Annotated in this window: 17 protein-coding genes; 3 read left to right on the top strand and 14 right to left on the bottom strand. The window is 60.3% G+C overall.

Annotated features, from left to right (window positions below):
- The 6 genes from CFU_RS04150 to CFU_RS04125 form a co-directional block, all read right to left on the bottom strand.
- Complete coding sequence (locus CFU_RS04150) at nucleotides 1-765, bottom strand: lysophospholipid acyltransferase family protein (protein WP_041741242.1); 765 nt, start codon at nucleotides 763-765, stop codon at nucleotides 1-3.
- Complete coding sequence (locus CFU_RS04145) at nucleotides 762-2,051, bottom strand: dihydroorotase (protein WP_014004792.1); 1,290 nt, start codon at nucleotides 2,049-2,051, stop codon at nucleotides 762-764. Before CFU_RS04145 ends, CFU_RS04150 begins: the two co-directional genes overlap by 4 nt.
- Before the next feature lie 61 nt (nucleotides 2,052-2,112).
- Entirely contained in the window at nucleotides 2,113-3,072 is a 960-nt protein-coding gene (locus CFU_RS04140) for an aspartate carbamoyltransferase catalytic subunit (protein WP_014004791.1), read from the bottom strand.
- Nucleotides 3,065-3,595, bottom strand: a complete 531-nt coding sequence (pyrR, locus tag CFU_RS04135) for a bifunctional pyr operon transcriptional regulator/uracil phosphoribosyltransferase PyrR (protein WP_014004790.1) — start codon at nucleotides 3,593-3,595, stop codon at nucleotides 3,065-3,067. Before pyrR ends, CFU_RS04140 begins: the two co-directional genes overlap by 8 nt.
- A 24-nt stretch (nucleotides 3,596-3,619) precedes the next feature.
- Nucleotides 3,620-4,030 (bottom strand): Holliday junction resolvase RuvX, encoded by a 411-nt coding sequence (ruvX, locus tag CFU_RS04130; protein ID WP_014004789.1) that lies wholly within the window; start codon nucleotides 4,028-4,030, stop codon nucleotides 3,620-3,622.
- A gap of 30 nt (nucleotides 4,031-4,060) precedes the next feature.
- Nucleotides 4,061-4,720 (bottom strand): YqgE/AlgH family protein, encoded by a 660-nt coding sequence (locus CFU_RS04125; RefSeq protein WP_050808717.1) that lies wholly within the window; start codon nucleotides 4,718-4,720, stop codon nucleotides 4,061-4,063.
- A gap of 130 nt (nucleotides 4,721-4,850) precedes the next feature.
- On the opposite strand from CFU_RS04125, the gene CFU_RS04120 reads away from it, so the two are divergent.
- The gene (locus CFU_RS04120) at nucleotides 4,851-6,341 is read left to right on the top strand and encodes a cryptochrome/photolyase family protein (RefSeq protein ID WP_041741240.1); all 1,491 of its coding nucleotides are present in this window, start codon (nucleotides 4,851-4,853) and stop codon (nucleotides 6,339-6,341) included.
- Between the two features lie 54 nt (nucleotides 6,342-6,395).
- On the opposite strand, the gene CFU_RS04115 is transcribed toward CFU_RS04120, so the two are convergent.
- The 6 genes from CFU_RS04115 to CFU_RS04090 form a co-directional block, all read right to left on the bottom strand.
- A complete protein-coding gene (locus tag CFU_RS04115) occupies nucleotides 6,396-12,272 on the bottom strand; it encodes an Hpt domain-containing protein (RefSeq protein ID WP_014004786.1) in 5,877 nt (1,958 codons plus the stop codon).
- Nucleotides 12,273-12,428: 156 nt separating this feature from the next.
- Nucleotides 12,429-14,822, bottom strand: a complete 2,394-nt coding sequence (locus tag CFU_RS04110) for a methyl-accepting chemotaxis protein (RefSeq protein ID WP_050808467.1) — start codon at nucleotides 14,820-14,822, stop codon at nucleotides 12,429-12,431.
- A gap of 67 nt (nucleotides 14,823-14,889) precedes the next feature.
- On the bottom strand, nucleotides 14,890-15,483 hold the full coding sequence (locus tag CFU_RS04105; RefSeq protein WP_014004784.1) for a chemotaxis protein CheW: 594 nt from the start codon (nucleotides 15,481-15,483) through the stop codon (nucleotides 14,890-14,892).
- A gap of 63 nt (nucleotides 15,484-15,546) precedes the next feature.
- Nucleotides 15,547-15,912: a response regulator gene (locus CFU_RS04100; protein WP_041742982.1), complete on the bottom strand. Its 366-nt coding sequence runs from the start codon at nucleotides 15,910-15,912 to the stop codon at nucleotides 15,547-15,549.
- Between the two features lie 77 nt (nucleotides 15,913-15,989).
- Nucleotides 15,990-16,406 carry a response regulator gene (locus CFU_RS04095; protein WP_014004782.1) on the bottom strand — a complete coding sequence of 139 codons (417 nt, stop codon included), beginning with the start codon at nucleotides 16,404-16,406 and terminating at the stop codon, nucleotides 15,990-15,992.
- 171 nt (nucleotides 16,407-16,577) lie between these two features.
- On the bottom strand, nucleotides 16,578-16,730 hold the full coding sequence (locus tag CFU_RS04090) for a rubredoxin (RefSeq protein ID WP_038495022.1): 153 nt from the start codon (nucleotides 16,728-16,730) through the stop codon (nucleotides 16,578-16,580).
- A gap of 98 nt (nucleotides 16,731-16,828) precedes the next feature.
- On the opposite strand from CFU_RS04090, the gene thiD reads away from it, so the two are divergent.
- Both thiD and hemL read left to right on the top strand, forming a co-directional pair.
- Nucleotides 16,829-17,680 (top strand): bifunctional hydroxymethylpyrimidine kinase/phosphomethylpyrimidine kinase, encoded by an 852-nt coding sequence (gene thiD, locus CFU_RS04085; RefSeq protein ID WP_014004780.1) that lies wholly within the window; start codon nucleotides 16,829-16,831, stop codon nucleotides 17,678-17,680.
- Nucleotides 17,681-17,750: 70 nt separating this feature from the next.
- On the top strand, nucleotides 17,751-19,034 hold the full coding sequence (gene hemL, locus CFU_RS04080) for a glutamate-1-semialdehyde 2,1-aminomutase (protein WP_014004779.1): 1,284 nt from the start codon (nucleotides 17,751-17,753) through the stop codon (nucleotides 19,032-19,034).
- Between the two features lie 44 nt (nucleotides 19,035-19,078).
- Here hemL and corA read toward each other — a convergent pair whose 3' ends face one another.
- On the bottom strand, nucleotides 19,079-20,044 hold the full coding sequence (gene corA, locus CFU_RS04075) for a magnesium/cobalt transporter CorA (protein WP_014004778.1): 966 nt from the start codon (nucleotides 20,042-20,044) through the stop codon (nucleotides 19,079-19,081).
- Nucleotides 20,045-20,139: 95 nt separating this feature from the next.
- Complete coding sequence (gene mtgA, locus CFU_RS04070; RefSeq protein ID WP_041741239.1) at nucleotides 20,140-20,835, bottom strand: monofunctional biosynthetic peptidoglycan transglycosylase; 696 nt, start codon at nucleotides 20,833-20,835, stop codon at nucleotides 20,140-20,142.
- Nucleotides 20,836-20,853 lie beyond the last annotated feature (18 nt).

Below are 20,853 nucleotides of genomic sequence, written 5' to 3'. Positions count from 1 at the left end.
TCAGATATCTGTCGCTTCTTTTTCCGTGATCTCCAACGCCTCGGCAATCGCGGCATGTGCGAGGACAGCCAGGTCGCGGCGGTGCGATCCGGTCGTATCGATAGGCGCCAGCTGGACCAGTTCCGCTTTCATTGGTGGGGCTTTCAGGATCGCCAGCATGCTTTCGGCAAACGTCATGTCGCCGATAAAATCCGCGGCCGGATGCAGCGCTCCTTGTGCATCCAGGTAACGCAAGGCGTATGGCTGCACCGGTACTTTGGCGTCGAGCGCGGCCTCGAACAGGTTGGCATGGAACGGCAGGATGGAACCCTGCGCCGCCGTGGTGCCTTCGGGGAAAAAGGCGACCCGCGCACCTGCTTCGATGCTCGTCACCAGCCCCTGGAATATGCGCCGTACGTCGCGCTGCTTGCCGCGTGCGATGAAAATCGTGCCGCCCTTTTCGCACAGCCAGCCGATCAAGGGCCAGTCGCGGATATCCGACTTGGCCACGAACTGGCAGGTCTGGATCGAGTTAATGACGAAGATATCGAGCCACGAAACATGGTTGGCGACGATCAGGGCGCGCGCCGCCGCTACGCTGTTGTGCGGATTGCGCAGCGTGACCTGGACCCGGCAGATCGCCAGCAGCTGGATCGACCACAGCCGTATGCGCCGTTGCCGCCCTGCGTTGTCGGCCAGCGGAAACACCACGGCGCAAGTCCACAGGCCGACCAGCAGGTGCAGCAGCACCCGCACCAGGCGCGCGGCGAACCGCAGCTGCCTCATGCGCGTTCGAATGCTATATGACCGGCCACAATCGTGGTCTTGACCCTGCCGCACAGTTCGTATCCGAGGAACGGCGTGTGCTTGCCCTGGCTTGCCAATTCCTTGGCTTCCACTTTCCAGCGCACGGCCGGATCGAACAGGCAAATGTCGGCGACGCTGCCGATGGTCAGCTGGCCAGCTGGCAGGCCTGCCACGCGCGCAGCATCGGTGGTGATTTTCGCCAGCGCACGGCTAAGGCCTTGCTGCTCCGGAGCGACACACTCGTCGGCCCATTTCAAGGCCAGCGACAATAGCAGCTCGAGGCCGGTGGCGCCGGGCGTCGCTTCGCCGAACGGCAGCAATTTCTCATCGTCGTCGACTGGCGTGTGGTCCGAGCAGATGGCGTCGACGGTGCCATCCAGCAGCGCCTGCCGGATCGCATCGCGGTCGCGTTGCGAGCGGAACGGCGGCGTCATCCTGGCGTTGGAATCGAAAAAGCCGATATCGACATCCGTCATGTGGATATGATGGGCGCCGACGTCGCAAGTGATCGGCAAACCCTCTTTCTTGGCAGCCCGGATCAGTTCCAGTCCCGGGGCCGACGAAATGCGGCACAAATGCACCCGGGCGCCGGTCGCACGCACCAGTTCGAAAATGGTTTGCAGGCGGATTGTTTCCGCCATGGTCGGCACACCCGACAGGCCGAGCCGCGAAGCAACCGCGCCGCTGTGGGCAATGCCGCCATGGCCGAGGTAAGGGTCTTGCGGGCGCAGCCAGACCGTGTAGTCGAAGGTGCGGGCGTACTGCATGGCGCGCAGCAGCACGGTGGTGTCCAGGATCGGCTCTTCCGCCTGGGCGAAGCCGATGCAGCCGGCGTCGGTCAGTTCGGCCATCTCCGTCAGCTCCTTGCCCTTGAGGCCGACCGTCAAGGCCCCCAGTGGATAGACATGCGCCTGGTTCAGGCTCTTGGCGCGATGTTTCAGCATTTCCACCAGGCCCGGTTCGTCCAGCACCGGATCGGTATCGGGCGGACACACCAGGCTGGTGACGCCGCCTTGCATGGCTGCCTGCATTTCCGATTCCAGCGTGGCCTTGTATTCGTAACCGGGCTCGCGCAGGCGCACGCTCAAGTCGACCAGGCCCGGCGCCACCACCAGGCCGCTGGCGTCAATCGTCTTGTTGGCGGAGAAATCAGCCGGCGCGCTGCCGACGCCGACGATCTTGCCGGCGGCGATATACAGATCCTGCTGTGCATCGATATTGTTTGCGGGGTCGATCAGGCGGCCGTTTTTGATGTGAAGTTTCATCTGTAAATGTGGTGGCGATTCTATAAATAATTAGCTGGATTCAGGTTCGGGCAACGCAATTTCAGTTCCCGGCCAGGATACTCATGACCGCCATCCGCACCGCGATGCCGAATGTCACCTGCGGCAAGATCACCGCCTGCGCGCCGTCGGCAACCGCCGAGTCGATTTCCACGCCGCGGTTCATCGGCCCCGGATGCATCACGATCGCATCCGGCTTGGCCAGCGCCAGGCGCTCTGGCGTCAGGCCGTAGCTCTTGAAGAATTCTTGCGCCGACGGCAGCAAGGCGCCGCTCATGCGCTCATTCTGCAGGCGCAGCATGATGATCACGTCGACGCCCTTCAATCCTTCGTTCATGTCGGTGAAGACGCGCACGCCCATCTGCTCCAGGCCGCTGGGCAGCAAGGTGCGCGGGCCGATGGCGCGCACTTCCGGCACGCCCAGGGTAGTCAGTCCGTGGATGTCGGAACGGGCCACGCGGCTGTGCAGGATGTCGCCGACAATCGCCACCGTCAGGTTGCTGAAATCTTTCTTGTAGTGACGGATGGTGTACATGTCCAGCAACCCCTGGGTCGGGTGAGCATGGCGGCCGTCGCCGGCGTTCACCACATGGACGTGGTGCTGCCGGGTGTCGGTCAGGTGCTTGGCGATCAGGTAAGGCGCGCCGGACTGGGCGTGGCGCACCACGAACATGTCGGCGTGCATGGCCGACAGGTTGTCGATCGTGTCCAGCAGCGATTCGCCCTTGCTGGCGCTGGAGGCGGAGATATTCAGGTTGATCACATCGGCCGACAGGCGCTTGGAAGCGATCTCGAAGGTAGTCCTGGTGCGGGTCGAGTTTTCAAAGAACAGGTTGAATACGCTCTTGCCGCGCATCAGCGGCACTTTCTTGACGTCGCGGTCGCTGACGCCGACAAAAGAAGAAGCGGTGTCCAGAATATGCGTGACGACGGAAGTCGGCAGTCCCTCGATAGTCAACAGATGTTGCAGTTCGCCGTTTTTATTGAGTTGGGGATTAAGCATTGGATTGGATAATTAGAGTGAAGCTGCCGTCGTCGGCGCGTTGAAGTTGCAGGGACTGGCCCGGCTGCAGCGAGACTGCATCGGCGATGAAATCGGCGGCCACCGGCAAGTCGCGCTCGCCACGGTCGATCAGCGCCGCCAGCATGATTTTCTTGGGACGGCCGTAGTCGAACAGTTCGTTGATCGCCGCGCGCGTGGTGCGTCCGGTGTACAGCACGTCGTCCACCAGCAGGATGGTGGCGTCGTCGACGTCGAACGGGATCTGGGTCGGCTTGATGTCGGCGCGCAGGCCCTTTTCGGAAAAGTCGTCGCGATAGAACGAGACATCGATAAATCCCAGGCGCTCTGCCGGATTCAGGTTCAAGGCCGCGACCAGCCGCTCGGCGATCCAGGCACCGCCTGAGTAGATACCGATGACAGCGACATTGTCGGCTTGCGCCAGGGCGGCCTTTACTTTTGCCTCAAGCACCTGGTACAGCGCTTCGGCATCGAATTGGGCGAATTGGGGAGTAATAGTAGTCATTGCATCTTCACCGCAAAGTCAAAGTCATTCGGTTAAGTCATCAAATAAGTCATCAAAATACTGCTGCAGAATGATCGCCGCGGCCCGGTCGTCGATCACTTCTCCACGCTGCTGCTTGATCACCGCAGACGAGTAGCGTTCATCGACCAGCACCGTGGCGACATCGTAGCGGCCGTGCAGTTGGTTGGCAAAGCGCTGGCAGCGGACGCTCATCTCGTGCGTTGCGCCGTCCGGATGCAGGGGCAGTCCGACCACGCACAACACCGGCTGCCACTCTTTGATCAGGACCGAGATTTCAGCAAACTTGCCGTCGTTGGTGGCAGCGCTGATGACCTGCAGCGGCTGCGCCTGCTTCAGCAAGGTATTGCCGACCGCCACGCCGATGCGCTTCAGGCCGAAATCAAAAGCCAGCACGGTACCCGTTAACCCCGTCATGCCCCGCTCCCACACAGATCTTCCTGCATCTCACGCACGTCCGGATTCCGCAGTCAGCATATACGGCGAAATGCCCAACAGGTTGACCGCGGCGGCAAACCGCTCGGCAATCGGCAATTCGAAAATGATGGCAGGATCGGCGGCGACAGTCAGCCAGCCGTTGTGGACAATCTCGCTTTCCAGCTGGCCGGCGCTCCACCCCGAACAGCCCAGGCTGACCAGGATGCGCTGCGGCCCGCTGCCGTGCGCTACTTCTTCCAGCACGTCTTTGGAGGTGGTCATGGCAATCTGGTCCGTCACTTTCAAGGTCGACGAATAGTTCTTGATGGGCGCGTGCAACACAAACCCACGCTCAACCTGCACCGGGCCGCCAAACATCACGGGCCGTTCGGCAATCGGATCGCCGAATTCCAGGCTGCCCAATCCGGGGCTGATTTCAAGCTCCAGATCGATGCGGTCGAACAATACCTGCATGGTCATGTCGGTCGGCTTATTGATCACCACGCCCAGCGCGCCGTTGGCATTGTGCTCACACAAATACACCACGGTCCCGCCGAAAACGGGATCCAGCATGGAAGGCATTGCAATAAGGAAATGATTTGTCAGGTTCAGGGGCGGGGAATCCGCGCCGGCCTTCGCGCTGCTCTTGCGCGCGGGAGAATCGTCTGGAGTTGTGTCTAGCTTGGCCATGGACCGCATTTTATCAGTTTTGAATACGCTAAAGCCGCTTTGCATAGTGTTGCTTGTCGGGTAAAGTCCTCGCAAGCCCGCCTCGGCGTTGCCTCACAATCATTCATTTTTTGTATACATCATTGCCCTCATGCCGCAATTTGAGAAATCCCTGGTCTGGTTTCGTCGCGATTTACGCATGTCCGATCATGCGGCCCTGCACCATGCATTAAAAAACAGCGCGGCGGTATTCTGCGTATTCGTGTTCGACACCGATATCCTGCAGCCATTGCTGGATGCCGGCCTAGGCGCCGATCGCCGGGTCGAATTCATCCGCGGCAGCGTGACCGAGCTCGACCTCGAGCTGCGCAAACTGGGCGGCGGACTGCTGGTGCGCCATGGTCCCGCCCACGATGTCATCCCTGCGCTAGCACGGCAGCTTGGCGTCAATGCCGTGTTCAGCAACCACGATTACGAACCGCAGGCACGGCAGCGCGATGCCGGCGTCGCCAGAACACTGGCCGCCGATGGCCGTGCCTGGCACAGTTACAAGGACCAGGTGATTTTTGAATGCGAGGAAGTGTTGACCATGGCCGGCCAGCCGTTTTCTGTATTCACGCCCTACAAGAATGCCTGGATGAAAAGGCTGGCTGCAGCAGATGGCTCGTTTTTCCTGAAACCCTACCCGATAGAAAAATATGCGGCGCGTCTTGCGCCGCCGCCTTCCTCGCCACCCGAAAAGATACCCAGCCTGGCCGCGCTAGGCTTCAAGAAAACCAACCTGAGAGAGCTGAAGATCGCGCCAGGCATGTCTGGCGCCTGCGGTCTGCTGGAGGACTTCATGCCGCGTCTAGGACAATACGGCCAGAGCCGCGATTTCCCGGCCGTCAAGGGACCATCGTATCTTTCAATACACCTGCGCTTCGGCACTATTTCGATTCGTACGCTGGCCCGCCTGGCTTACCAGGCGCTACACCAGGGCGCGGCGGCCGGCGGCGCCGCAATATGGCTGTCGGAACTGATCTGGCGCGACTTTTACTTCATGATCCTGCATCATCATCCGCATGTAGCAGGAGCTGCTTTCAAGCCGGAATACGACGCTATCCGATGGGAAAGCGGTGAGCGAGCACACAGCCTGTTCCTGGCTTGGTGCGATGGCCGCACCGGCTATCCGCTGGTCGATGCCGCCATGCTGCAACTCAATCAGAGCGGCTATATGCACAATCGCCTGCGCATGGTGACGGCGTCGTTCCTGATCAAGGATCTCGGCATCGATTGGCGCTGGGGCGAACGCTACTTTGCCGAGCGCCTCAACGATTTCGATCTCGCCGCCAATAACGGCGGCTGGCAATGGGCTGCTTCGTCGGGTTGCGATGCGCAACCCTATTTCCGCATTTTCAATCCCATTACCCAGTCTGAAAAATTCGATGCCGACGGCAAGTTCATCCGCCGCTACCTGCCGCAATTGTCCGCTCTCGGCGACAGACATATCCACGCGCCTTGGCTGGCGCCCGCGCAAGAGCTGGAACGAGCCGGAATCAGGCTGGGACAGGACTATCCGCTCCCGCTGGTGCAGCACGATGAGGCACGCAAGGCAACCTTGCAGCGTTATGCGGTGGTGAAGACAGTGAATGCGGAGTAAGGGAAATTATGCGCATGCATGGAAGACCTGTCTTCCATGCATGCGCATAAAGTGTTATTGCAGGGTGTTGGCTTCTTTCTTGATGAAAGACTTGATGGTGCTGATCAGCTCGTCTTCCTGATACGGCTTGCCCAGGTACTCGTTGACGCCCAGCTCCATCGCATAGCTGCGGTGCTTGGCCGCGGTACGCGAGGTGATCATGATGATCGGGATATGACGGGTGCGTTCGTCGTTGCGGATGTTGCGGCTCAGATCGAAGCCATCCATGCGCGGCATTTCAATATCCACCAGCATCACGTCAGGTGTAATCGCCTGTAGCTGTTCCAGCGCATCGACACCGTCTTTCGCCAGCACTACCTGGTAACCTTCACGCGACAGCAAGCGTTGGGTGACCCGGCGCACGGTCAGCGAATCGTCGACCACCATCACCACGTTCTGGCTGCGCAGGCCCTGCACTGCCTGGGCTGCTTGCGGTAAATCGGATTCGGCGCTGACGCTCATTTCCGCTACCGCGCCCAAGGTCTCGTGGGTAGCCAGGTGCGATTGCCGCGGCGCCCGCAATTCGTGGGCCGCATTGGATAACTGCCGCATCGCCACCGGCACCGGATTCAAGATCAGCACGATGTCGCCCGAACCCAGCACGGTAGCGCCGGCAATGCCGATCATGCGTGACAGCTGCGGGCCGATATTCTTGACCACGACTTCTCGGTTGCCGACGATTTCGTCGACGTGTATCGCTACCCGGTCGTTGCCGCTGCGCAGGATGATGATAGGCGAATATTGCTGCGCCACCGGCACCATCTCGGTATCGCCCAGCAAGGTCGACAGATATTGCAGCGGCACTTTATGCCCCTGCCAGATCAGCGAACCGTCGTTGTAGGCCGCGGCCAGCGCCTTTACCTTCAATTGCTGCACCTGCTCGACCAGTGCCGACGGCACCGCATACGTGCTGCCGCCGGTGGTCAACAGCACCACCTGGGTCACAGCCAGCGTCAGCGGCAGGTGGATCGTGAAATGCGTGCCTTGGCCAGAATCGCTGCTGACGGCGACACGGCCGCCCAGCGATGCCGCTTCGGAGCGCACCACATCCATGCCGACGCCGCGGCCGGCCAGTTCAGTGATATCGGCCGCGGTGGAAAAGCCGGGACGGAAAATCAGGTCCGTGGTTTCCAGGTCGGATATCTGTTCGTCGTTTTCCAGCAAGCCGATCGTGCGCGCCTTGTCGCGGATGCGCTGCAGGTTCAAGCCCTGGCCGTCATCCGACAGCTGGATCAGGATTTCATTGCCGTCCTGCCGGATTTCAATCTTCAGTTCGCCGGTTTCGTTCTTGCCGGCGGCGCGCCGCGCTTCACGCGACTCGATGCCGTGCACGATGGCGTTACGCAGCAGATGCTCGAACGGCGCAATCATTTTTTCCAGCACGCTGCGGTCGATTTCGACGTTGCCGCCGCGGATGTCCAGGTTGACGCGCTTGTCCAGTTCCTTGGCGACCTGGCGCGTGAGCCGGTACAGGCGCTCGGCGATACTGGCAAACTGCACCATGCGCACGTGCATCAGATCCTGTTGCAGGTCACGCGTCAAACGGCGCTGGGTCAGCAAGTCGGCGTTGGCGCCGTCTACTGTATTGGTCAGGTTCTTTTGCAGCGAGGCGACGTCGTTGACGCTCTCCGCCATCATTCGCGTCAGTTCCTGCAGCCGGGTAAAACGGTCGAATTCAAGCGGATCGAATTCGCGTTCGCCGGCCAGCGTCATGCGTGAGCTGATCTGCGCTTCCGCCTGGATTTCGATTTCCCGCAACTGGCCGCGCAGGCGGTCGACGTTCTCGGTCAGTTCCGACAAGGATATCTGCAAGGTGCCGATGCCGGATTCCAGCCGCGAACGTGTAATCGATACTTCACCGGCCTGGTTCACCAGCCGGTCCAGCACTTCGGCGTTGACACGCACCTGCGACACCAGGCCGGTGGTGGCGGCAACCGCCGGCACCGGCGCCACGCCGGCCGCCAGCGACGGCATCACGCTCGGCAGGTTGACCGGGTCGTGCGCCTCCGGAGCCGGCGCAACGACAGCGGCTGCGACCGGCTGCGGCGCCTGCGGATTGCGCAGGTTCTCGAACATGTGCACGCCGCGGTCATAATGCGCCAGCAACTCGTCGATCGTCTGCCGCGAAGAGCTGCCCGATTGCAGGATCACTTCGATATGGCTTTCCATCTCATGCATGTGCTGGCCCAGCACCATCGCGCCGGCCATGCGGGCGCTGCCCTTGATGGTATGCAAATGGCGCAGGATGGCTTGCGACGGCTTGACGTCGGACGGGTGCTGCTGCCAGCTGCGCAAGGCGCTGCCGATTTGCGGCAGCATGTCGCTGCCCTCTTCCAGGAACACCGGTAACAGGTCGGCATCCAGCTCATCCCGCACCACCAGCGCAGGATCGATTTCTTCCTTGGCTGAATCGAACAATTGCGGCACGGCCGCTATCGGCTGTATATCGCTTGCCTCGGCCGGGATGCTCGCACTTATCTCTTCCGCAATAGTCGGGACCACATGGAGATGGCTTTCGACAACTGGTTCCACGACGTCTGCCACGTGTTGCGGCGCCTCCGCCACATCGGCAACAGCTATGGTCTCGTCGACAGCTTCCGCCACCTCTTCCACTTCGGCGGCGCGCGATTCCTGGCCTTGCCACATACTATCCAGGCTGCTGACCAGGGCCGGTTCGTAATACGGCATGTCGCCTTGCGAGAACTGTTGCAGCATCCATTTGACCCGTTCGACGCTAAGCTGGAGCGTATCGTAGTCTGCACCGTGCAGAGGGCCTGGCTGCAGCGCCATCCGCTGCAAAGCCATCTCCAGCGCATGCGCCACTTCCTGCAAAGGCTTGAAACCGACCGTGGCGGAACTGCCGGCCAGCGAATGCGCAGCATGAACCGACTGCGTCATTACCGGCCGTTCAGGCTCATGCCGCCATTCGGCAAAATCGTGCGACAGGTGACGTACCAGCTGGTCGGTCTCGGCCAGGTAAATATTGTAAAGCGGCAGGCTGATCGTCAGGTCGCCGATCTGCTTGGTGCTGTCGTCATGGCGGATTTCCTGCATGCCGGGAAAAGCGATCACTTCAGCACTGGCCAGCGCCTCCACTGGCTCCGTCTTGGCAACTGCGGGTTCCGCAACTGCTGGCGCCGGCTCCTCAAACTGAATCTCTGGCAACTTTGTTTCTTCGACAGCCGAAGGGTGTGAAGCCGCTGCAAACAAAGCCAGGGCATCGTCAGTCAGCTGGATTTCTTCGGCCTGCGCCGGCAGTTCCGGCAGGTCGCCGAATTCCAGCGTTTCCTCCGTCTCGGCCAAGGCAAGCGCCGCCGGATCGGCAAACGGTCCGCCTTCACGGACTCTTGCCGCAATTTCAGCCAGGGCGTCAGGCGTCTGTTGCGAATGGCCGTGCTGCTGTATCTCTTTGACCCAGCCATCCAGCTGGGTCACGGCGTGATCCAGCAAGGCGTTCAGGTCGGCGCTCACTGCGCGCGATTCCGACAGCCACAGGTTCAACACTTGCTCAACGCTCCAGGCTGCTTCGCCGAAAGCGTTCAGGCCGATCATGCGGCCGCTGCCCTTGAGCGTATGAAAGGCACGGCGCAGTACTGTCAGGGGTTCCTGTTTATGCGGGGCGTCGTGCTGCTGCAATTGCGGCAAGGTCAGCCTGGCGTTCGTCAGGACCTCGTCCGCTTCGGACAAAAAAATCTCACGCAGTTCGGCATCAGCCTCCTCGTCGCTTACCGCAGCCGGCGCTAGCGGCGCTGCGGCTTCTGCCGTGTGCAACGGCACGATAGCGGTGACAATGCCCGCCAGCGATTGTGCCGAGAAATCCGGATGATCGAGAATATCGATGGCGGCCTGGGCCCGGTCCGTCGCTTCGGGATTGTCGCTCAAAGCGGCATCGACCCGCATCTGCACCAGCGACTCTTTCAGCCTTTCCTGCAATTCCGGATCATGCGGCTGCGCGGTCAACGACAGCGCCAGTTCCGCCGATTCCTGCTGGTGCTGCAACAGCTCCTCTTCCACTGTCGCCAGTTCAGGCAAGGACGGCAAGCTGTCGCTGGTTACTGTGCCGGCGGCGGCAAGCGCATGGCTGTCGGCGGCGGACGACGGCACTACCGGATCAGGCAGAGGAGCGGCAACCACGGCGCGCCGTTCCAGCAAGTTGATGCGGAACACCCCAGCTTCTTCATCGAACGTAAAGTGGTTGTTCTGCGTATCCGACTGGTGCTGCAGGGTTTCAATAAAGAAGCTCAGTGCGCCAATGTTTTGCGCAATCCGTTCGAACTCTTTCTGCTCCGGCACCACGTCGCTGCCTTCGGCGGCAAAACGCTGCAGGGTGCTGCGGGTATGCTCGACCACGCGCATGGCGTCGCTCTGCTCCTGGATCGCCAGCGCACCCTGGATCTGGTGCAATACCTGCTCGATCTGGGCCAGCACTTCGCGCCGGTCCGGATCGTTGAAAAATTCATCCAGCATCTTTTCGACCTGGCGCAGGCTGGACAGCATTTCGGAAGCCAGCATCTTGACCGTCTGGCGCTGCTGCGCTTCGCGGTAGATATCGTCGATCCATTGCGCCGGCTTGCCCAGCGTCTCGCCGGACACGACCGACAGCAGGCGCGCCGTCATCGCATCGGCGCGCTCGGAAAAATTCTCCGGCAGGCGGCTGATATGGTTCAGCGTGTTTTCAATAAACAGCAGGCTGGTGGCGATCTCCATGCAGATCGCATCGCCCGGCCGCGAATGTGCAGCATGGCGGGCAATGCCGTTGAGTTCACGCAGCAGCTTGGACAGCGACGGCGCATTCAGCCGGCTGCCGGCTTCGCTCAAGCCATGCATTTCCTGTTCGAAGGCGGACGCCGGGCTGGCGTCGCCGCTGGCCAGCCGGTCCCACATGTTCTTGGCCTGCGCCAGGCGGTCCTTGGCGGTGCTCAAGGCGTCCAGGCTGATCTGGCCGTAGTGGCGCGTGCTGTAGTCGGCCGGCACCAGGCCGTTGAGGCGGTAAGCGACGCGGATCTGTGTCGCCAGTTTTGATGTCTGCTCGATGCCGGCGATAAAAAACAAGGCATCGCGCAGCAACCGTTCCGAAATGCTCGACGAACCCTGGCTCAAGCGCCGCAGCTGCAGGTTGATGCGAGCGAACAGCTGCTTGACGTAAAGCTCGTTCGAGATCTGCGCGCTGGCGACTGCCTCGGCAAAACCATGCATCACCCACCAGAACGCGCGCGATTGCTGGTTGCGCTGCATCTGCTCGACTTCCGTCACCACGCCTTGCATGGCGCTGGCGTTTTCCAGTTCGATCGCCTTGTCGGCGCTTTTCAGGAAAGGCAACAGCGCGCGTTCGAAGCGCTTGCGCAATGGCAGGTAAACGTCCGCCTCAACCGCTGCGGCCAGCTCTGCCGCCGGAAAATGGGGACGAATCGTCAGGTCAGGGAAAAACAGGTCGGCCGGATGGATGCGTTCAGCGCCGCGGATCTCCAGCAGCGCCTGGTAATAAGGAAACAGCCGAACCGGCTGGTGGCTGCCGCCGGCCAGCACTTCGTCCAGGTATTCGATCAGCGCCTGGTAGGCATTACCGATAATCTGCACATGTTGCGCGCTCAGCTCGGCATGGCCGGATTCTGCGCGTTCGAGTATGTCTTCAACCGTTTCGGTGATGATTGTGACGCCATCGATATCGACCATCTGCAACGCGCCGTGCGCCTGGTGCAGGTAAGTCTTGGCGTGGCGGATAGCTGTCAGATAATCGTCACTGGCAACGTCGCCGGCTTGCGCCAGGGCGGCGCCGGACTGGTTCAGCGCCTCGCGGATTTCGCTCATCACCCATGACAACGGTCCGGTATCAAGGCGCGTCCGCGCTGAATCTTGTATCTGAGCAGCGGTGCTGGAAAAATCGGTGGTCATGACTGCCTCATGGATTCAGGGAGTGGTCAAAGAATCGACCACGATGCATATCCATCGCCCAGGCATGCGACAGCAGCGCAAACCCGGGCAAGGACGCCGCGCCTGCCGGTCCCGGCTCAATGACAACGGGCCGGACAGCAAGCGCGGTGCTACACATTAATTGGTCACGCGGAAGCGCGATACCGAGCTCTTCAAATCTTCTGCCAGCTTGGACAGTTCACGAATCGACAAGGCTGTCTGTCGTGTACCTTCCCGTGTTTTTTCAGTCACTGAAAGAATGTTTTGAATGTTGGTAGCCACGCCGTTTGCCGAGTTGGCCTGCTGCTCGGTAGTGGAAGAAATGCTTTGAATCAGTTCCGCCAGCCGGTTAGAAACGCGCCGGATGTCCGACAAGGCCGCGCCGGCAGCATCTGACAGCTTGGCCCCTTCGACCACCCCTTGCGTCGAACGCTCCATCGCCACCACCGCATCGTGGGTGTCGGTCTGAATCGTACGCACCAGCGCGCCGATCTGCTTGGTCGCCGCGCCGGAACGTTCCGCCAGGCGCTGAACTTCTTCCGCCACCACCGAGAATCCGCGTCCGGCTTCGCCGGCGGATGCCGCCTGGATCGCCGCATTCAGCGCCAGCACGTTGGTCTGTTCGGTAATGTCGGAAATCAGTTCGGTGATTTCACCAATTTCCTGCGACGATTCACCCAGCCGCTTGATGCGCTTGGAAGTTTCCTGGATGTGTTCGCGGATTTCATTCATGCCTGAGATCGCGTTTTCCACCGCCTTGGAACCTTCTTCCGCCGCGCTAACCGACTGCCGCGCCACTTCGGCCGACTCGCTGGCCGATTTGGAAACGTCGGTAATCTGGGTCGCCATGTCCAGGACCGCTTGCGTGGTTTCCTGAATATCGCGCGACTGCCGTTGCGATGCCGCCAGCAGTTCGATCGAAATGCTTTGCGCCTGGTCCGACGCAACCGTCACCTGCTGGGCGGTGGCGGTAACCCGGCCGACCAGCCCGCGCAACTCTTCCACCGTGTAGTTGACCGAGTCGGCGATCGCGCCGGTAATGTCTTCCGACACCGTCGCCTGCACCGTCAAGTCACCGTCCGCCACTTCCTGCAATTCATTCATCAGACGCAAAATCGCAGCCTGGTTCTGGTCGTTGGCGTTACTTGCATCTTCTTCCTGCTTGATCGCCTGCAGGCGCTGTGCTTCCGCTTCCATCCGGCGCACGTCGGCTTCGTGGGTACGGTGACGTCCATCCTGCACCTGGACCCATGCAATGCCGGCGGCTGCCAGCAGCGTAGTCAGGGCGGCCAGCAGCATCAGCCAGAACCAGATGCTTTGCGAGTCTTGTGCGTCGCGATAGGTGTCTTGCAAGGCGCCCAGGCGTTGCTTGAGGTTTTCGTTCTCGGTAAAGATCAGCTGTTCCGATTGTTTCGCCGAAACGAAGTTCTGCATGTTGCCCAGGATCGATGCCACCGATTCCTGGTATTCGGCAAAGCTCTTTTCCAGTTCGGTCAGCTTGCTGCGCTCTTCTTCGCTCTTGCTGGCCGGCAGGCGCAATACATCGCTGCCGTTCAGGAAGCCGCTGACGATGTCGCGGAAAGTATTGGTGTCCTTGCCCAGCAAGAACGCGGTTTCCGGGTTCACACCTTCCGAGGTCAGGAATTCATTCGCGCTACGGCCCAGGCGCTGGGTCAGCATGACCAGCTGCGAGGAAGCAGCGATTTCGCGCGGGGTAGCGCCAGTCTGTGTTTTCAGCGTCGCGATCTGTTCCGACAAGTCGAGCAGGTTAGGCGAGATGCCGTTCAGTTTTTGCAGCGTCACGCCGAAGCTGGTCAATTCCTTTTGCAGCTTGAGGATGGTGTCCGCAGCCTTGTCGGTATTCGACCAGACCTTGCTGACATCGGCCAGCTTGGAATCCATGGTGGCGGTAGGGGTGCCGATATCGTGCCCCTTGTAGTCGCCGCCCTTGCTCAAGATGCTCAGGTCCTGGTTGAATTCCTTGCGGCTGTCGGCCAGCTGCTTGAACGCTTCAGGGTTACCCTGAATCGCATTCGGCGTCGCCTTACCGATACGCTGCGAGTGCATCAGCGCGTCGCCGGCGATCTGGGTCTGGGTCGAGCTCATCGCCGAACTCTTGGCGCTCAGCCACAGGAACAGGATGGTCAGCAGCAAGGCGCCGACCAGCACGGTCACCAGCAGACGAATCTGCTTTTGCTGCGGCAGTCTGCCGATCAGCGGCAATGGCGACGAGTCGGGGCTGGCGATGCTGGCAGCGGCACCGGCGAAAGACGGCGCAGCGGCGGGTTCCTTGATGGCTTCCCGTGGAGCGGCGGTAAACGCCGGAGCCGGAGCCGGAGGAGCCACAACGGCAGCCGGCTGCGGTGCAATGGTCGGCGTCAACAACGCCGCAGGCGACGGATCAGGCATGAAACGCTCTTCCATTACGGTCTGCTCCGGATCATGCATCAATGCTTCCTGCACGAAACGATCGCCCGCTTCGCCCTGCTCTTCCTTGGCCGCCTTGGATAAAGACGGTAGTTTGAATGCCATTACAGAATCTCCTAATTGCCAATTCGCTGCCACCGAGCACCGCTGCTGTTGCAACGGCGCCTGGGACTCATAAACCTACTTGTAAAAAACGGGGGTCGTGCAAGATCTGGGCCATGCTCAGCTCGGTCCAGAGCTGCGAGTCGCTGTCGAGATAGCGTTTGGCGCTTGCCTGGTCCAGCGAATCCGGGGTTTGAAGGGTCATCTGGGCGACGTTGCGCAAGCCCAGGACGCGCGAAACCAGCAAGCCGCTGTTGAACGAAAACGACGGTGCAAAAGCAACAATCCGGCACTCTTTGTCAATTTGCGTCACTCCATGGCCCTGAAAACGCGCAAAATCGATCACGCTGATCAGCGTGCCGCGCACGTTGCTCAATCCCAGGTACCAGTCGTGGGTCAGCGGCACCCGCGAGATCTGGTCGACGGCGACGATTTCACCCGCCTCTTGCAAATTCAGCAACCACCGGCTCTGCCCGATCAGCAGGCCCAGCTGGCTTTCCTGCGCTTCGCTGCCGCTGCGCGCGGCTTGCATCCGCTCCAGCAAGTGCGACTGGAATTCGCGCAGCCTGCTGCGGCGCGAGTCAGCGTCGAGTGCTACCTTGTTGACGGGTAGCGATGACGGCGAAGATGCCGCTGCCGGCAGATGCGAGCTTGATTGGGTCATATCGAATGGGCGCTCTTTTGGCGTAGCTTGATTTAAACCGGGGACATTGGATTCAGCGCTCGATTAACCGAGCGCCGCTATTTTTGCCAGCAGCTCCTTGGGATCGATAGGTTTCACCAGGTAGTCGCGCGCACCTTGCCGCAAACCCCAGATACGGTCGGTTTCCAGGCCCTTGCTGCTGCAAATGATGATGGGAATATCCTTGGTATCTTCGTCGCGCGTGATCGAGCGCGTCACCTGGAAGCCGTTCTGGCCCGGCATCACCACATCCATCAGGATCAGTTGCGGTTTGTCAGCCTTGATCTTGTCGAGGATGCCTTCGCCGTTTTCGGAGGTCGACACCGAGTAGCCGGCCTTCGCCAGGATATCGGTCAGGACATAACGCTCGGTTGGCGAGTCGTCGACAATGAGAATCTTCTGTATGGGCATGTTCAACCTTTATTTGCTTCGTAATTGCTTCGTACTTCAAATGATGTAAATCAGTCAGCCTGCTGCTAAATCCTGCTTCAGGCAGTAACCGGGATGGCACCGTCCGCCGTCTGCGTGTGCTGGCGCACCGCCTTCAGCAGACTGTCTTTGGTAAACGGCTTGGTGAGATATTCGTCGGAACCGACCATGGCGCCGCGCGCACGGTCAAACAAGCCGTCCTTGGACGACAACATGACCACCGGCGTAGCATGGAATTTGGCGCTCTTCTTGATCAAGGCGCAAGTCTGATAACCATCCAGGCGCGGCATCAGGATGTCACAGAAGATCAGCGCAGGCTTGTGATCGTTAACTTTCGCCAAGGCATCGAAGCCGTCTTCGGCAAGTACCACCTGATACCCAGCCTGGCTCAGGAAAATCTCCGCAGAACGCCGGATTGTGCTGCTATCGTCAATCACCATTACCTTCAGGTTGACGCCGCCAAGTGATGTTGTCATGAAATCGTCTCATCAATCCAAATAAATCTACGGCGTCACTGTAACAAATAAAGACATTCCTTAGAACAATGTTTATGAAGGGCAGCCGTTAAAGTTCAATTTATTTTGTAACTTGAGACGATAACTTGATATTCCTGCAATGAAAATATGGTATTTGGCCTATTTGGCTTATTAAATAGCAACCATTTCAAAGTCTTCCTTGCGCGCGCCGCATTCCGGGCAGGTCCAGTTCATCGGGACATCGTCCCACAGCGTGCCGGGAGCGATGCCTTCTTCCGGCAAACCGGCCTCTTCGTCATAGACCCAGCCGCAAATCAGACACATCCAGGTTTTGAATTCAGTTTTGATAGTTTCGTTATTGCTCACAGCGGTGATCCTTCAATCAAGTAAAATGCAAAGTCGGATATCTTAATCTACCCGCCGTGCAAAACCAAACTTCTCCACTTATATTGACCTTCGGCGTTGCCGATCCCGTCGGCGCCACCGGCATCCAGGCTGACCTGGCCACTTTTTCGGCCATGGGCTGCCACGGCCTGTCCGTCATCACGTCGATCCTGATCGGCGACACCGCCCGCATCGAAGACACCCAGCAGATCGACGCCGACTGGGTGGCCGACCAGGCGCGCGTGCTGCTGGAAGACATGCCGGTGGCCGCCTTCAAGGTAGGCGCCGTCGGCAGCATCGAAAGCGTTTCGGTGATCGCCGAGATTGTCTCCGATTATCCTGAAATCCCGCTGATTCTAGACCCTTTTTTATCGGCCATGCCAGATCAGGGACAAGATAGCGAAGACCTGCTGACCGCGATCCGCGAACTGCTGGTCCCGCAAACCACGGTGATGCTGCTGTCGGCGGTGGAACTGGCGCGCCTGGCGGAAACCTGGCGCGAACCTTCGTCCGAGGACATGATGAGCCTCGACGCCATGCGCATCATCGAACTCGGCTGCGAATATCTGTTCGTGACCGGCACGCCGACCCCGGCCGCCGAAATCGGCAACACCTTGTTCAATGACACAGGCGTGGTGCGGCAGGACAACTGGCCGCGCATTTCCGGCTCTTTCAGCGGCGCCGGCACCACCTTGTCGGCGGCGATCGCAGCGATGCTGGCCAATGGCCTGGACGTGCCGGAAGCGGTATCCGAGGCGCAGGAATTCACCCTGGCGGCAGTCACCGCCGCGCAACGGCTGGGCATGGGCAAGCTGATCCCGGACCGTTATTTCTGGGCCCGTGAAGAAGGCCTGGAGCGGCGTGAAGAGGATGGCGGCGAGGCTTCCTGATTTTTTCGTGCATTTGCCAAACACGGCGCGCGACCGCATCTTTCCACATTTATTTTTCGACGAACAAGACATGACTTCCAACAACGACACCCTGTTTGCCCGTGCCCAGCTGACCACTCCCGGCGGCGTCAACTCGCCGGTGCGCGCCTTCCGTTCGGTAGGCGGCACGCCGCGCTTCATCACCCGCGCCGAAGGCCCGTATTTCTGGGATGCCGACGACCGCCGCTATATCGACTACATCGGCTCCTGGGGCCCGGCGATTGTCGGCCACGCCCACCCGACCGTGATCAAGGCAGTGCAAGACGCCGCCGCGCGCGGCCTGAGTTTCGGCGCGCCGACCCAGGGTGAAATCGAAATCGCGGAAGAAATCTGCAAGCTGGTGCCGTCGATAGAGCAGGTGCGCCTGGTCTCGAGCGGCACCGAAGCCACCATGAGCGCGCTGCGCCTGGCGCGCGGCGCCACCGGCCGCGACAAGATCGTCAAGTTCGAAGGCTGTTACCACGGCCATGCCGATTCGCTGCTGGTCAAGGCGGGCAGCGGTTTGCTGACCTTCGGCAATCCGACTTCGGCCGGGGTGCCGGAAGATTTCGTCAAGCACACCCTGGTGCTCGACTACAACAACGCCCAGCAGCTGGAAGACGCCTTCAAGGACATGGGCGACCAGATCGCCTGCGTGATCGTCGAGCCGGTGGCCGGCAACATGAACCTGGTGCGCGCCACCCCGGAATTCCTGCAAACCATGCGCCGCCTGTGCACGCAGTACGGCACGGTGCTGATTTTCGATGAAGTCATGTGCGGTTTCCGCGTGGCGCTGGGCGGCGCGCAAGCGCTGTACGACATCAAACCCGACATCACCGCGCTCGGCAAGGTGATCGGCGGCGGCCTGCCGGTGGCGGCCTTCGGCGGCCGCGCCGACCTGATGAGCCACATGGCGCCGCTCGGTTCGGTGTACCAGGCCGGCACGCTGTCCGGCAACCCGGTGGCGGTAGCGGCCGGCATGAGCACCCTCAAGCTGATCCAGGAACCCGGCTTCTACACCAGGCTGGGAACCCAGACCGGCAAACTGGTCAACGGCCTGAGCGCGGCGGCGAAAGAAGCCGGCGTCACCTTCAGCGGCGACGCCATCGGCGGCATGTTCGGCCTGTATTTTGCGGCGGCGGTGCCGGATAGTTATGCGACAGTGATGGCGTCCAACAAGGAGCTGTTCAACAAATTCTTCCATGGCATGCTGGACGCCGGCGTGTACCTGGCCCCATCGGCGTTCGAAGCAGGTTTTGTATCGGCGCAGCACGACGATGCAGTGATCGAAGCCACCATCGCCGCAGCGCGCGGCGCATTTGCACAGCTGGTTTAACCCTGCATGCGAGGCGGTTTCCCGCCTCGCTTTTCAAACCATTCTCAGTTCAGCCAGCCGCGCCGGCGGAAATACCAGAACGGCGTGATTGCCGAGCACACCATCAGCACCAGCGCCAGTGGATAGCCCATATGCCACTCAAACTCTGGCATGAAACGGAAATTCATGCCGTAGATGCTGGCGATCAGCGTCGGCGGCAAGAACGCCACCGAAGCTACCGAGAAGATCTTGATGATCTTGTTCTGGTTGATGTTGATGAAACCGACCGTCGCATCCATCAGGAAGTTGATCTTGTCGAACAGGAAAGCGGTGTGGCCGTCCAGCGATTCGATATCGCGCAGGATCTGCCGCGCATCCTCGAACTGGTCGACGCTCAGCAGGCGGCCGCGCATTAGGAAACTCACCGCGCGGCGCGTATCCATCATGTTGCGCCGGATGCGGCCGTTCAAGTCCTCCTCATGCGCCATGGCGCTCAAGGCTTCGGCCGCGGCCTGGTCGGTCAGTTTTTTTTGCAGCACGCGCTGACTGACCTCGTCCAGCTGCTTGTATACGCCCTCCAGGGCGTCGGCAGAGTACTCGGCATCGGTCTGGTACAGGTCCAGCAATACGTCCTTGTAATCGCCGATAGAGCCCGGCCGCGAGCGTGCACGCATGCGCACCAGGCGGAACACCGGCAAATCTTCCCCATGCACTGAAAACAGGATATTGCGCGCCAGGATAAAGGCGACCGTCACGGTCGATGACGGGCCGTCGTCTTCTTCGAACAGGAAATCGGTGCGCAGGTGCAGGTCGCCGTTTTCGGCTTCGTAATAGCGGGCGGACGCCTCGATATCCTTAACCTCGTCTTCACCCGGCAAGGTCACGCCGTAGATACTCTTGACCCAGGCCCGCTCCTGGTCGTTCGGTTCGGTCAGGTCGACCCATACCGGCTGTACTTTCTCGAGGTCGCTATGGCTCTCGATGTTGACCTGGTTGAGGCGGCCGTTTTGCAAAACAAATACATTGATCATGCTTACCTCGACTGATTTTCAGGGAAGTTGCTTGTTTCTTGCGCCCCGACAACGGGAATCCGCTGCAAATTGAACAACTTCTGACAGTGTGTATATTAAGGCAATTCAGCCGATCCCATGCGCCGTAAAATCAGGCCGGTGCGCTGCGACAGGTAAGCCGAACCGCGATTCTTATCGTAGAAACGCGGCTTCGGCAGCATCACCGCCAGCCGGGCGGCCTGGCTGGCGCCGAGGTTGCTGGCGGAAGTCCTGAAATAATGCTGGGCCGCGGCTTCGGCGCCGAACACGCCGTTGCCCCACTCCACCACGTTCAGGTAGATTTCGAATATGCGTTCCTTGTCCATCCAGAACTCGAGCATGTAGGTAATGACCAGCTCCTGCCCTTTGCGCAGGTAACTGCGCTCGCCGGACAAGAACAGGTTTTTCGCGAGCTGCTGGGTGATGGTGGAACCGCCGCGCACCACCTTGCCCTTCTTGGTGTTTTTTTCGTAGGCCTGTTGCAGGGCATCCCAGTCGACGCCGTCATGCTCGGAGAAATTGGCGTCTTCCGAAGCGATGATGGCGCGCTTCAGATTATTCGAGATGCGCGCGTACGGCACCCATTTGAATTGCAGCTGGGCGTCGGGCACGGTTTCATGCAACTCCGACAAGCGGTGCCGCATGAAACTGGTGGAGCTCGGATTGTGATCGACCCACCAGCCGATCTGCAGGAAAAAATACAGCTGCAGCAGCAGGACGGCCGCAATCAGCAGCATACATAAGCGCAACAAAAGCGTGCCGACTGACTTCATCCCGGTTCCCTGCAAATA

The sequence above is a fragment of the Collimonas fungivorans Ter331 genome (genome assembly GCF_000221045.1).
Taxonomy (GTDB): domain Bacteria; phylum Pseudomonadota; class Gammaproteobacteria; order Burkholderiales; family Burkholderiaceae_D; genus Collimonas; species Collimonas fungivorans_A.
Note: the sequence above shows the minus strand (reverse complement) of the source record. Positions and strands in the feature narration are given on the sequence as shown.